Genomic DNA, 11,358 nt, shown 5'->3' on the forward strand with positions numbered 1-11,358 from the left:
CTTCTCCCTCCGCCCCCTCTGTCCCCCCGCTCCTGCGTTTAGGCTGGTGACCCCGTCCCCGCGGCACCGGTTGGAGAATGCAGATGGCGGAGCGTATGCCGGTCGAGTCCTGGCTGACGGACATGGACGGGGTGCTGATGCACGAAGGCATCCCGATCCCCGGCGCCGACGCCTTCATCAAGCGGCTGCGCGACTCCGGCAAGCCCTTCCTCGTGCTCACCAACAACTCCATGTACACCCCGGGCGACCTGCACGCCCGGCTCTCCCGCATCGGGCTCGACGTGCCCGTGCAGAGCATCTGGACCTCCGCCCTGGCCACCGCCAAGTTCCTCGACGACCAGCGCCCCGGCGGCACCGCGTACGTCATCGGCGAGGCCGGGCTCACCACCGCGCTGCACGACCACGGCTACGTGCTCAGCGACCACCGCCCCGACTACGTCGTCCTCGGCGAGACCCGCACGTACAGCTTCGAGGCGCTGACGAAGGCCATCCGGCTGATCGAGAACGGCGCCCGCTTCATCGCCACCAACCCGGACGAGACCGGCCCGTCCACCGAGGGCCCGCTGCCCGCGACCGGCGCCGTCGCCGCGCTCATCACCAAGGCGACCGGCAAGGACCCGTACTTCGTCGGCAAGCCCAACCCGCTGATGATGCGCTCCGGGCTCAACCAGATCGGCGCCCACTCCGAGTCGACCGCGATGATCGGCGACCGGATGGACACCGACGTGCTGGCCGGCCTGGAGGCGGGCATGGAGACGTACCTGGTGCTGACCGGGCTCACCCGGGCGGATCAGGTGGAGCGCTTCCCGTACCGGCCGTCGCACATCGTCGACTCGATCGCCGACCTCGTCGACCTGGTCTGAGCCGGCCGAGCCGGGCCGCGCCGCTCCGGGCCGGAGGCCCGTCGCACGACGGGGGCGGCCCGTGCCCGCCGTTCGGGTGGGCGGCAACCGGATCGGCGTAGTGCCGGCGGCCCTGCGGATGCGGGGGCACGGCAGGTCGCGACCCTGGGAGTGAGAGCTTCCCGGAGGTCCCATGCGCCCGGCCCGTGTCTGCCTTGCCGCCGTTCTCCTGCTGACGGGCGGCGCCGCCGTCTCCTGCGCCGACGCGTACGCGCAGGGCGAGGTGACGGTCACCCCGTACCGCGTGCAGCGCGGCGACCCGGTCGAGGTGAGCACCGGCGCCTGCCGGGGCGAGTACGCCTCGGCGGCCTCGGAGGTCTTCGAGGCACCGGTGAACCTGCGGCCGGTGAACTACGGCGGGCTCAGCGGGCGGGGGAAGATCAAGTGGTCCGCGCGGGCCGGTACGTACCCGGTGTGGGTCGACTGCGACGGCGGCCGGCGGGTGGCGCGCGGCCAGGTGGTGGTGGAGGAGCAGCACCAGCGCCCCGACCACTGGAAGAACAACTGGGAGCACCAGCCCTGGTCGCCGGTGACCGCGGGCGGCGGCGGCACCGCGAAGAAGACGCAGGAGACGCGGGAGACGCAGGAGACGCAGCAGGCGCGGGCGGAGAAGAACGGCTCCGTGCCCGTCCTGCCCCTGACCCTCGTCGGCGGCGGCGCGGGCGTCCTCGCCGTCGCCTTCGTACGCCGCCGGACGCGCGGCGCCGCGGCGGCACCGGGCGACGGCACCCCCGATGGCCGCTGAGCGCACGAGCCGCCGCCCGGGCCTCGTCACGGCCGCCGCCTGGGCCGTGCTCCTGCTGGGCCTGGGCCTGTGGGGCCGCGACCTCGGCGGCGACGGCGGCGGCGACGGCGGCGGCGACGCGGTCTCCGACGGCGCCGCCGCCGCGCAGGTGCTGCGCGACGGGCCGCCGGCGGCCCGCCCGCTGCCCGGCTCCGCGCCCGCGGGCGTCGCGGTGCCGTCGGTCGGGGTCCAGGGGCCGGTGGTCGGCAGGGGGCTCGACGCGGACGGCGCGGTCCAGGCGCCGCCGTTCGGCAACGCGGACGAGATCGGCTGGTACCGCGGCGGCGCGCGCCCCGGCGCGGCCGGCGTCGCGGTCTTCGTCGGGCACATGGACACCCGCGCGAAACCGGCGGTGTTCTACCGGCTGGGCGACGTGCGCCCCGGCGAGGAGATCACGGTGACGCGTGCGGACGGGCGCACGGCGGTGTTCACGGTGGAGCGGGTGGAGACCGTCGCCAAGGACGGCTTCGACGCCCAGCGCGTCTACGGGCAGCACAAGCGCGGCCGGGCCGAGATCCGCCTGCTCACCTGCGGGGGCCCGTACGAGTCGATGGCGCGGACCTACACGGGCAACCTGGTGGTCTCCGGCTATCTCACGCGGGCGAAGTGACGTCGAGGTCCTTGAGGAGCTTCGCGACGTGACCGGTGGCCTTGACGTTGTAGAACGCCCGCTCCACGGTGCCCTTCTCGTCGACGACGACGGTGGAGCGGATGACGCCGGTCACCGTCTTGCCGTAGAGCTTCTTCTCGCCGAAGGCGCCGTACGCCTCCAGCACCGCCTTGTCGGGGTCGCCCACGAGCGTCACCCGCAGCGACTCCTTCTCCCGGAACTTCGCCAGCTTCGCCGGCTTGTCGGGCGAGACGCCGATGACGTCGTAGCCGGCGGTGGCGAGGACGTCGAGGTTGTCGGTGAAGTCGCACGCCTGCTTGGTGCAGCCGGGGGTGAGCGCGGCCGGGTAGAAGTAGACGATGACCTTGCGGCCCCGGTGGTCGGCGAGGGAGACGTCCTTGCCGTCCGCGTCGGGCAGGGTGAAGTCGGGGGCCGGGTCGCCGGGCTGGAGTCGCTCGCTCATGGTGCTTTTCCCTACTCCTCGGTGCGGGGCGGATGTCGCACCCGAGCGTAACGGCTGACAGACTGTCGAAAAGCAGACGGACGGCGAGGACGGAGGCACCGCGGTGTCGGACGGCAGGACTCCCGCGCAGATCGAGGCGGACATCGCCCGCCGGCGGCAGGATCTCGCCGCGACGCTCGACGAGATCTCGCTGCGGGTGAGCCCCAAGAACCTGGTCGACGAGGCCAGGGCCCGGACGAAGGGCGCGGTGGACCGCACCGCGGGTCAGGCGTTCGTGGTCGCGAACCGCGCCGTCGACAGCGCCCGCGGTGTGCTGGTCTCGCCCGACGGCGCACCCCGGCTGGAGCGCATCGTGCCGGTCGCGGCGACCCTCGTGGCCGTCGTCGGACTGCTGGCGCTGGGATCGCGCCGGCCGGGGAAGTCCCGGGGCAGGCGACGGCGCCGCTAGCGGCGCGGGTACCGTCGAGTCCGTGAATACGCCCCACGACAAGCTGCCCATCCGGATGCTCCACGACCGGGTACTCGTCCGCACCGACACCGCGGAGGGCGAGCGCCGGTCCAGCGGCGGCATCGTCATCCCCGCCACCGCGGCCGTGGGCCGCCGGCTGACCTGGGCGGACGTGGTGGCGACCGGGCAGAACGTGCGGACGGTCGAGCCGGGCGACCGGGTGCTGTTCGACCCGGAGGACCGCGGCGAGGTCGAGGTGCGGGGCGTGGGCTACGTGCTGCTGCGCGAGCGCGACCTGCACGCGGTCGCCTCGGAGCGCCTGGAAGGCTCGGACGACTCCACGGGCCTGTACCTGTAACGACCACCGGAACGGTCTTCCGCGGCGGCTTGCTACGGTTGGAGCAACCCGACGAGACGCGCCGTACCGGGTCACGCAAAGACGACGCACCCCCGTCAGTCCGACTACGGAGGTCCGTCTCATGGCGTGGATCCTGCTGCTCGTCGCCGGTGTGCTCGAAGTGGGCTGGGCGATAGGCATGAAGTACACCGAAGGCTTCACCCGCCTGTGGCCCAGCGTGTTCACCGTCGCCGGCATCGCCGCCAGCATGATGCTGCTCGCCCAGGCCGCGAAGACCCTGCCCATCGGCACGGCGTACGGCGTGTGGGTGGGCATCGGCGCCGGCGGCGCCGCGCTGCTCGGCATGGTGGTGCTGGGTGAGCCCGCGACGGTGGCGCGGGTGTTCTTCGTCGCCCTGCTGCTGGTCGCGGTGGTCGGGCTGAAGGCGACGTCCGGCCACTGACACCCGTACGGCCCCGGCCGCCCCCGTTTCTCCTACTGCGGCACCGGCGGCGCCGCGCCCGCGGGCGCGGCGGGCGCCGGTGCCGGCGGGGCTGCCGGCACCGGCACCGCCGGGACCGCCGCGGGGGCGGGGGCCGGCACGGGCGCGGGGGCCGGAGCGGGGGGCGGCGTGTAGGGCATCCGCTGCTTGTGGCCGACCTCCAGGTCGAAGTCGCTCGGCGGCACGTCCCACAGCGCGTCCCTCGTGTACGCGCCCCAGATCCGCGCCGGCACCCCGCCGCCGCTGATCCGGTCCTCCCCCAGCACCCCGTGCAGCGACTTCTGCGCGCCCGTCTCCGGGTCCTGCCCCATCACGCCCACCACGGTCGCCAGCTCCGGGGTGTAGCCCGCGAACCACGCCGAGCGGTCGTGCTCGCCGGTGCCCGTCTTGCCGGCCGCGGGGCGCTCGGCGATCTGCGCCTCCTCGCCGGACCCGTTCTCGACGACGCTCTGCAGCATCGCGGTCGTCGCGTCCGCGGCGTTCCGGGAGATCACGGGGTGCGGACGCTGCGGCGGGAGCTGGAAGATCTCGCCGTTGCGGCTGAGCTTGTCCACGAGCCGGTAGCCGCCGTGGTCGCCGTGGCCGGCGAGCGTGGCGTAGGCCTGCGCCAGGTCGAGGGCGCTGGGGGTGGCGGTGCCGAGGCCGATGGAGGGGTGGGCCTTCAGCTCCGGGGTGGCGGCGGGCAGGCCGAGGCGGATGGCGGTGCCGCGGACCTTCTTGGGGCCGACGTCCTGGGCCATCTGCGCGTAGACGGAGTTGACCGAATCGTTGGTGGCGTCGGCGACGTTGATGCGGCCGTACGAGACGTCGTCCTGGTTGTCCGGCGCGTAGCGCAGGGCCTTGCCCTTCCGGCCGATCACCCGGCGGTCGGAGTCGCCGTCGTACATCGTCCGCGGTGTGATCCGCTTGCCCTCCCAGTTCTTCGCCTTCTCCTGCACGGCGGCGGCGAAGACGAACGGCTTGAAGGTGGAGCCGGCCTGGTAGTCGCGGCGGGTGGCGTTGCTGACGTACTGCTGGGTGTAGTCCGGGCCGCCGTACAGCGCGACGACCTTGCCGCTGGCGACGTCGACGGAGGCGCCGCCGACGCGCACGTAGCCGTCGGCGGGGTTGGACTCCGGGTCGAGGTGGTACGTCAGCTGCTCCTCCACGGCGCCGACGAACGCGTCCTGCTTGTCGGGCTGGAGCGTCGTGACGATGCGGAAGCCGCCGGCGGCGAGGGTCTTCTCGTCGATGATGCGGTGCTCGACGAGGTAGCTGTTGATGGCCTCGACGAGGTAGCCGCGCTGCCCGGACAGGCCGGGGTCGAGCCGGGACGGCTCCGGCACGGGGAACTCCAGGCTCTCGCGGGTGCCGGGCGCGAGCCAGCCCTCCTTGACCATGCCGTCCAGCACGTAGTTCCAGCGGAACTCGGCGGCGGGCCGGTTGTCGGGGTGCACGGCCACGTCGTACGTGCTCGGGGCCTGGAGCAGCGTCGCGAGGAACGCGCCCTCGGCGACGGTCAGCTGCTCGACGTCCTTGTCGTAGTACGCCTGCGCCGCGGCCTGCACGCCGTAGGCGTTGCGGCCGAAGTAGCTGGTGTTGAGGTAGCCCTCCAGGACGTCGTCCTTGGTGACCTCGCGGTCCAGCTTGATCGCGATGAACGCCTCGCGGAGCTTGCGGCTGATCGTCTGCTCCTGGTCGAGGTAGTAGTTCTTCACGTACTGCTGGGTGATGGTCGAGCCCGACTGGGTGCCCTTGCCGGTCAGGGTGTTGAAGCCGGCCCGGACCATGGCCATCGGGTTGACGGCCGAGTCGGAGTAGAACTCGCGGTCCTCGGCGGCCAGTACGGCCATGCGGACGTGGTCGGGGATGCGCTGGAGCTCCACGCTCTCGCGGTCGACCTCGCCCTTGTCGGCGAGCTTGGTGCCGTCGGCGTAGAAGTAGTGGTTGCTCTGGGCGGTCGCCATGTCGTTGGGCCGCGGGATGTCGACGGTCAGGTAGCCGACGGCGAACGCCCCGGAGGCCAGCGCCAGTGTCAGCATCGCGGCACCCAGCAGCACCTTCCACCAGGTCCTGCGGTACGTGCGCCGCCGCCTGCGGGCCGGCGCGGGCCGGTCGGCGGACGGGGCCGGCGGGGGTGCCGGTACACCGTCCGCGCCGGTGCCGCCGACGTCGCCACCGCCACCGCTACCGCCGCCGTTGCCACCGCCGCCGATGTCGATGTCGCCGTCGACGTCCTCCGGCTCCGCCTCGGGGCCGAAGCTCCGGGTGCCCTGTCGCATCTCCGTGTGGCTCATCTGCCGTCCGTGGGCTCGCGCTGTCGTCTGATATGACCCTTGCGGGCAGTTTGTCATTAAGGATGCAGATATCCGGGAGGTGTGAATAACCGGTCGCAGCGCTCAACCCGACTGGACTAAAGTCAGCACCTTTGTGCTCGGGCGGCCGGTGAGGGGGTGGAGGCGCCATGCGCGGGTGGGACGGGCTGCGGGACGCGCCCGCCGTGCAGGCGCTGCGGCTGTACGGGCTGGTGGCGGCCGGCGGCTTCCGCCGGTTCGCGACGTACCGCGCGGCCACCTTCGCCGGCGTCTTCACCAACACCGTCTTCGGCTTCATCCTGGCTTACACCTTCATCGCGCTGTGGCACGAGCGCCCGCAGCTCGGCGGCTACGACCAGGCGCAGGCGCTCACCTTCGTCTGGGTCGGCCAGGCGCTGCTGGCGCCAGCCGCCCTTCTCGGCTTCGGCTTCCAGGAGGAGTTGCAGGAGCGCATCCGCTCCGGCGACGTGGCCGTGGACCTCTACCGGCCCGCCGACCTCCAGCTCTGGTGGTGCGCCCACGACATGGGCCGGGCCGCGTTCCAGCTCCTCGGCCGGGGCGTCGTCCCGCTGGCGGCGGGGGCGCTGGCCTTCGAGCTGGCGCTGCCCACGGCGGTGCACACGTGGCTGCTCTTCCTGCTCTCCGTGGCGCTGGGCTGCCTGGTGAGCTTCGCCATCCGCTACCTGGTCGGCCTCGCCGCGTTCTGGCTCCTCGACGGCCAGGGGATCAACCTGATCAACTCGCTGGTGGCGATGCTCCTTTCCGGCACCCTGCTGCCGCTGACGGTCTTCCCGGGCGCCTTCGGCGACGTCGCGCAGGCGCTGCCGTGGGCCGCGATGCTCCAGGTCCCCGCCGACGTGCTGCTCGGCCGGCACACCGGCGCGGGCCTCGCCGGGGCGCTGGCGTTCCAGGCGGTGTGGGCGGGGGCGCTGCTGGCCGCCGGGCGGGCGATGCAGGCGGTCGCGACCCGCAAGGTGGTGGTGCAGGGTGGCTGACCTGGCCGCGGGCGCGCGGGGGTACGGGCTGATCGTCGCCATGTGGGTGCGTACGACGATGACGTACCGCATGTCGTTCGCCATGACGGCGCTCGGCAACCTGCTGATGACCGCCGCCGACTTCGCCGCGATCGCGATCATGTTCTCGCACACCGACGTGCTCGGCGGCTTCACGTTCGCCGAGGTCGGGCTCCTCTACGGCACCACGTCCACCTCCCTGGGCCTGGCCGACCTGCTGCTGGGCAACCTCGACCGGATCGGCGGCCGGATCCGCGACGGCACGATGGACACGCTGCTGGTCCGCCCGGTGCCGGTGTTCGCGCAGATAGCCGCCGACCGCTTCGCGCTGCGCCGGATCGGCCGGGTGCTGCAGGGGCTGATCGTGCTGGTCTGGTCGCTGACGGCGCTGGAGGGCGTGGCGTGGACGCCCGTTTCGGTGCTGCTGGTCCCGGTGATGGTGCTGTCGGGGGCGGCGATCTTCGGGGCGGTGTTCGCCTGCGGCGCGGCGTTCCAGTTCTGGGCCACGGACGCTGCGGAGGTGCAGAACTCCTTCACGTACGGCGGCAACACCCTGACGCAGTACCCGCCGACGATCTTCAGCAAGGAGCTGGTGCGCGGCGTCACGTTCGTCGTGCCGCTGGCGTTCGTCAACTGGCTGCCGGCCCTGCACATCCTCGGCCGGGACGACCCGCTGGGCCTGCCCGGCTGGGTGGACTTCGCCTCGCCGCTCGTCGCCGCCGCGTGCTGCGCGCTGGCCGGGCTGGCGTGGCGCACGGGGCTGCGCGGATACCGCAGCACGGGGAGCTGACGCGACGGTGCACAGGACGCGAAGGAGGAGCACGTGATCGAGGTGGAGGACCTGGAGAAGGTCTTCTCCGTACGCCGCCGGGCGGGCCGGCTGCGCCGTACGCGGCACGAGGTGCGCGCCGTCGGCGGCATCAGCTTCACCGTGCCCCGCGGCGAGATGGTCGGCTACATCGGCCCCAACGGCGCGGGCAAGTCCACCACCATCAAGATGCTCACCGGCATCCTCACGCCCAGCTCCGGCCGGCTGCGCGTCGCCGGCATCGACCCGGCGCAGGAGCGGACGCGGCTGGCCCGGCGCATCGGCGTCGTCTTCGGCCAGCGCACCACGCTCTGGTGGGACCTGCCGCTGCTCGACTCATACCGGCTGATGCGCCGCATGTACCGCATCCCCGACGACCGCTACCACGCGAACCTGGCGCGCTGCACCGAACTCCTGGACCTCGGCGACCTGCTGGAGGTGCCGGTGCGGCAGCTCTCCCTCGGCCAGCGGATGCGCGGCGACATCGCCGCGGCCCTGCTGCACGACCCCGAGGTGCTGTACCTCGACGAGCCGACGATCGGGCTCGACGTGCTGAGCAAGGCGAAGGTGCGGGAGTTCCTGCGCGAGCTGAACGCGGACCGCGGCACGACGGTGCTGCTCACCACGCACGACCTGTCCGACATCGAGCAGCTCTGCAGGCGGGTCATGGTCATCGACCACGGCCGGCTGATGTACGACGGCGACCTCCACGGGCTGCACGCGGTCGGCGAGAGCGAGCGGATGCTCGTCGTCGACCTGGAGCGCGAGCTGCCGCCGATCGACGTCGCCGGCTGCCGCACGGTGAAGGTGGAGGGCCCGCGGCAGTGGCTCGCGTTCCCCGCCGGGGCCAGCGCGGCGCCGCTCGTCGCGGAGGTCGCCGAGCGGTGGCCGCTGGTCGACCTCTCGGTGCGGGAGCCCGACATCGAGGACGTCATCGCCCGCATGTACGCATAAGCTCGATGCCATGACGAGCGATGAGCATCTGCCGGAGCTGCGCGCCTCGGACGCCGACCGGGAGCAGGTCGCGGGCATCCTGCGTGACGCGCTGGCGGAGGGCCGGCTCGCCATGGACGAGTTCGAGGAGCGGCTGGAGGCGGCGTACGGGGCGAAGACCTACGCCCAGCTCGAACCCCTCACCCGCGACCTGCCCGCGGCGGGCTCCGGGATCCCCGCCGTCTCGCCGCGGGCGGCGGCCCCGGCCCGGCCGCCGTCCGGCTGGAGCGGCCGCATCGGCGGCGAGGCGACATCGCGCACGGGCATCGCGATCATGAGCGGCTTCCAGCGCAAGGGGGCCTGGACGGTGCCGCGGCGCTTCACGATGTTCTCGTTCTGGGGCGGCGGCGAACTGGACCTGCGCGAGGCGGACTTCGAGGCCGCGGAAGTGGAGATCCGCTGCATCTCCATCATGGGCGGCGCGAACGTCATCCTGCCGCCGGACATGGCGCTGGAGGTGCGCGGCATCGGCATCATGGGCGGCTTCGACCACTCCCAGGTCGGCGTCCCCCACACCCCGGGCACCCCGCGCGTCACGCTCACCGGCTTCGCCTTCTGGGGCGGCGTGGGGACGAGCCGGAAGAAGACGAAGGCCGCCCGGCGCGCGGAGGCGGAGGCGGCCCGGGAAGAGCGGCGGCTGGCCCGGGAGCAGCGGCGGCTCGCGCGCGAGGAGCGCCGCAAGCGCCTGGAGTAGTACGGGACCTGCCCGGCGGCCGGGTCAGAGCACGGCCTGCGCGCGGGGCTTGAGGTCCGCGGGGTCCAGCGTCAGGGCCATCTCGTGGTAGCCCAGGTCCGTCAGGTGCAGGTGGTCGCCCGAGTCGTACGCCGGGTGCAGGCGCGCCGGCCGGTCCGGGTCGCGCACGGCCGCGTCGAAGTCGAGGACCGCGTCGAAGACGCCGCCCGCGCGGATCCGCTCGTTGACCTCCTGCCGTACGCGCTCGGCCCGCGGCGTGTACGCCGGGTGCCCACGGAACGGCATCAGCGTCGCGCCGAGGACCCTGAGGCCCCGGTCGCGGGAGTGCCGGGCGGTCTCGCGCAGCCCCGCGACGATGGCGTCCGCGTCGGCGGTGCGGGGGGACTTGAGGATGTCGTTGATGCCCAGTTCGACGACGACGGCCTTGACGCCGGTGCGCGAAAGCACGTCGCGGTCCAGACGGTTGAGCCCGGAGGGGCCGTTGTTCGGGAACTCCGCGCCGCCGTCGGTGAGCACGCGGTTGCCGCTGATCCCCAGGTTGAGCACCCCGTAGCGGGGCGCGCCGGGCTCCTCGCGCAGGCGCAGGGCGAGGTAGTCCGTCCAGCGGCGGTTGGCGTCGGGGGTGGAGGTGGTGCCGTCGGTGAGCGAGTCGCCGAGGACGGCGACGGTGCCGGCGGCGTGCTCGCTCCAGACGTCGACGGCGGTGACGTAGCGCCAGGACCGGAACTCCCGGTCGTACGCCGCCCCTTCGGTGTCCCGGGTGTGGTCGCCCGCGGCCAGGTAGGAGGTCTGGAGCGCGTGCGGGTGGTACGTGACCGGGCCGCCCGGCGCCGGCGCGTACGTCGTCACCAGCAGGTCCGTGTCGGCCGGCACCCGCAGCCGCACGGGGTCGCTGGTCACCGTCCGGCCCGCGGGGATCGTCACCGCGTCGGTGCCGGCGAAGGTCAGCGGGCGCATCGTCTCCGGCTGCGCCGCGGGGGCGCCGGCTCCGGCGGCGACGGCGACGCTGGCCCGGGTGAGGGTCAGCGGGGTGTCGCCGTACTCGTTGGAGAGTTGTATCCGGGCCCGGGCGCCGCCGATGGAGGTGTGCACGACGTTGCGTATGGAGGTGCCCGCGAAGCCGTCCCGCGTGCCCGGCTCCGCCGCGGCCTGTGCGGCGGCCCAGGTGCCCGCCCAGCCGCCGACGGACGCGGGGGCGGCGGCGCCCGCGCTGCCGCCGGCGCCGGGGGGCGGGGGCGCGGCGGGGCGGTCGGTGACGGCGTGGACGCCGGCGACGAGCAGCGCCACGACCGCCACCAGGGCGGCGAGCACGGCGTAGCCCGTCCTGTTCGTCACGTCAGCCTGCTCCCCCGGAAGTCCGTCGCCCGCGCTGTGCGGGGCGGTCCGCCATCTTAGCGATGGGAGGGAGGCGTTCCGGTCACAGCCCCGGTGCCGCCCGGGCCGTCCCCGGGGGTCTCCTCCCCGGACGCCGCCTCCCCGGCCTCCGGTACGGCGGCGGCGGTGCGCCGGC

At 73.5% G+C, this 11,358-nt stretch carries 13 protein-coding genes and 1 riboswitch; of the genes, 10 read left to right on the forward strand and 3 right to left on the reverse strand.

Annotated features, from left to right (window positions below; translation table 11 throughout):
* Positions 1 to 83 precede the first annotated feature (83 nt).
* The 3 genes from LG396_RS35790 (at position 84) to LG396_RS35800 (ending at position 2,296) form a co-directional block, all read left to right on the forward strand.
* Entirely contained in the window at positions 84 to 863 is a 780-nt protein-coding gene (locus LG396_RS35790; protein ID WP_026275997.1) for an HAD-IIA family hydrolase, read from the forward strand.
* Positions 864 to 1,035: 172 nt separating this feature from the next.
* The gene (locus LG396_RS35795) at positions 1,036 to 1,647 is read left to right on the forward strand and encodes a hypothetical protein (protein WP_225797897.1); all 612 of its coding nucleotides are present in this window, start codon (positions 1,036 to 1,038) and stop codon (positions 1,645 to 1,647) included.
* The gene (locus LG396_RS35800; RefSeq protein WP_225797898.1) at positions 1,637 to 2,296 is read left to right on the forward strand and encodes a class F sortase; all 660 of its coding nucleotides are present in this window, start codon (positions 1,637 to 1,639) and stop codon (positions 2,294 to 2,296) included. Before LG396_RS35795 ends, LG396_RS35800 begins: the two co-directional genes overlap by 11 nt.
* On the opposite strand, the gene bcp is transcribed toward LG396_RS35800, so the two are convergent.
* Positions 2,280 to 2,759 (reverse strand): thioredoxin-dependent thiol peroxidase, encoded by a 480-nt coding sequence (bcp, locus tag LG396_RS35805; protein ID WP_018834069.1) that lies wholly within the window; start codon positions 2,757 to 2,759, stop codon positions 2,280 to 2,282. The genes LG396_RS35800 and bcp overlap by 17 nt on opposite strands.
* 103 nt (positions 2,760 to 2,862) lie before the next feature.
* Between bcp and LG396_RS35810 the strand changes: the two genes are divergently transcribed.
* The 3 genes from LG396_RS35810 to LG396_RS35820 all read left to right on the forward strand — a co-directional run bounded on the left by LG396_RS35810 (position 2,863) and on the right by LG396_RS35820 (position 4,007).
* Positions 2,863 to 3,207: a DUF3618 domain-containing protein gene (locus LG396_RS35810; protein ID WP_100303036.1), complete on the forward strand. Its 345-nt coding sequence runs from the start codon at positions 2,863 to 2,865 to the stop codon at positions 3,205 to 3,207.
* Positions 3,208 to 3,262: 55 nt separating this feature from the next.
* Positions 3,263 to 3,565, forward strand: a complete 303-nt coding sequence (locus LG396_RS35815; protein WP_018834067.1) for a GroES family chaperonin — start codon at positions 3,263 to 3,265, stop codon at positions 3,563 to 3,565.
* A gap of 26 nt (positions 3,566 to 3,591) precedes the next feature.
* A riboswitch (guanidine-III (ykkC-III) riboswitch) is annotated at positions 3,592 to 3,656 on the forward strand.
* A gap of 30 nt (positions 3,657 to 3,686) precedes the next feature.
* Complete coding sequence (locus LG396_RS35820; RefSeq protein ID WP_018834066.1) at positions 3,687 to 4,007, forward strand: DMT family transporter; 321 nt, start codon at positions 3,687 to 3,689, stop codon at positions 4,005 to 4,007.
* A gap of 32 nt (positions 4,008 to 4,039) precedes the next feature.
* Here the strand turns inward: LG396_RS35820 and LG396_RS35825 are convergent, their stop codons facing one another.
* Complete coding sequence (locus LG396_RS35825; RefSeq protein ID WP_225797899.1) at positions 4,040 to 6,322, reverse strand: transglycosylase domain-containing protein; 2,283 nt, start codon at positions 6,320 to 6,322, stop codon at positions 4,040 to 4,042.
* A 167-nt stretch (positions 6,323 to 6,489) separates the two neighbouring features.
* Here LG396_RS35825 and LG396_RS35830 point away from each other — a divergent pair, with 167 nt between their 5' ends.
* The 4 genes from LG396_RS35830 to LG396_RS35845 are packed head-to-tail and all read left to right on the forward strand — an operon-like array spanning position 6,490 to position 9,848.
* The gene (locus LG396_RS35830) at positions 6,490 to 7,335 is read left to right on the forward strand and encodes an ABC transporter permease (protein WP_225797900.1); all 846 of its coding nucleotides are present in this window, start codon (positions 6,490 to 6,492) and stop codon (positions 7,333 to 7,335) included.
* Complete coding sequence (locus LG396_RS35835; RefSeq protein ID WP_372483630.1) at positions 7,328 to 8,143, forward strand: ABC transporter permease; 816 nt, start codon at positions 7,328 to 7,330, stop codon at positions 8,141 to 8,143. Before LG396_RS35830 ends, LG396_RS35835 begins: the two co-directional genes overlap by 8 nt.
* Before the next feature lie 33 nt (positions 8,144 to 8,176).
* A complete protein-coding gene (locus LG396_RS35840) occupies positions 8,177 to 9,115 on the forward strand; it encodes an ABC transporter ATP-binding protein (RefSeq protein WP_225797901.1) in 939 nt (312 codons plus the stop codon).
* Between the two features lie 10 nt (positions 9,116 to 9,125).
* Positions 9,126 to 9,848, forward strand: a complete 723-nt coding sequence (locus LG396_RS35845; RefSeq protein ID WP_100303041.1) for a DUF1707 SHOCT-like domain-containing protein — start codon at positions 9,126 to 9,128, stop codon at positions 9,846 to 9,848.
* 24 nt (positions 9,849 to 9,872) lie between these two features.
* Here the strand turns inward: LG396_RS35845 and LG396_RS35850 are convergent, their stop codons facing one another.
* A complete protein-coding gene (locus LG396_RS35850; protein WP_225797902.1) occupies positions 9,873 to 11,183 on the reverse strand; it encodes an SGNH/GDSL hydrolase family protein in 1,311 nt (436 codons plus the stop codon).
* Between the last annotated feature and the right edge of the window lie 175 nt (positions 11,184 to 11,358).

It is taken from the genome of Streptomyces aculeolatus (assembly GCF_020400605.1).
GTDB classification, from domain to species: domain Bacteria; phylum Actinomycetota; class Actinomycetes; order Streptomycetales; family Streptomycetaceae; genus Streptomyces; species Streptomyces aculeolatus.

What these genes read in the sequence shown, in the direction of transcription:
- LG396_RS35790 (WP_026275997.1), top strand. Translation starts at nt 84, where the DNA reads ATGGCGGAGCGTATGCCGGTCGAGTCCTGGCTGACGGACATGGACGGG.
- LG396_RS35795 (WP_225797897.1), top strand. Translation starts at nt 1,036, where the DNA reads ATGCGCCCGGCCCGTGTCTGCCTTGCCGCCGTTCTCCTGCTGACGGGC.
- LG396_RS35800 (WP_225797898.1), top strand. Translation starts at nt 1,637, where the DNA reads ATGGCCGCTGAGCGCACGAGCCGCCGCCCGGGCCTCGTCACGGCCGCC.
- bcp (WP_018834069.1), bottom strand. Translation starts at nt 2,759, where the DNA reads ATGAGCGAGCGACTCCAGCCCGGCGACCCGGCCCCCGACTTCACCCTG.
- LG396_RS35815 (WP_018834067.1), top strand. Translation starts at nt 3,263, where the DNA reads ATGCTCCACGACCGGGTACTCGTCCGCACCGACACCGCGGAGGGCGAG.
- LG396_RS35820 (WP_018834066.1), top strand. Translation starts at nt 3,687, where the DNA reads ATGGCGTGGATCCTGCTGCTCGTCGCCGGTGTGCTCGAAGTGGGCTGG.
- LG396_RS35825 (WP_225797899.1), bottom strand. Translation starts at nt 6,322, where the DNA reads ATGAGCCACACGGAGATGCGACAGGGCACCCGGAGCTTCGGCCCCGAG.
- LG396_RS35830 (WP_225797900.1), top strand. Translation starts at nt 6,490, where the DNA reads ATGCGCGGGTGGGACGGGCTGCGGGACGCGCCCGCCGTGCAGGCGCTG.
- LG396_RS35845 (WP_100303041.1), top strand. Translation starts at nt 9,126, where the DNA reads ATGACGAGCGATGAGCATCTGCCGGAGCTGCGCGCCTCGGACGCCGAC.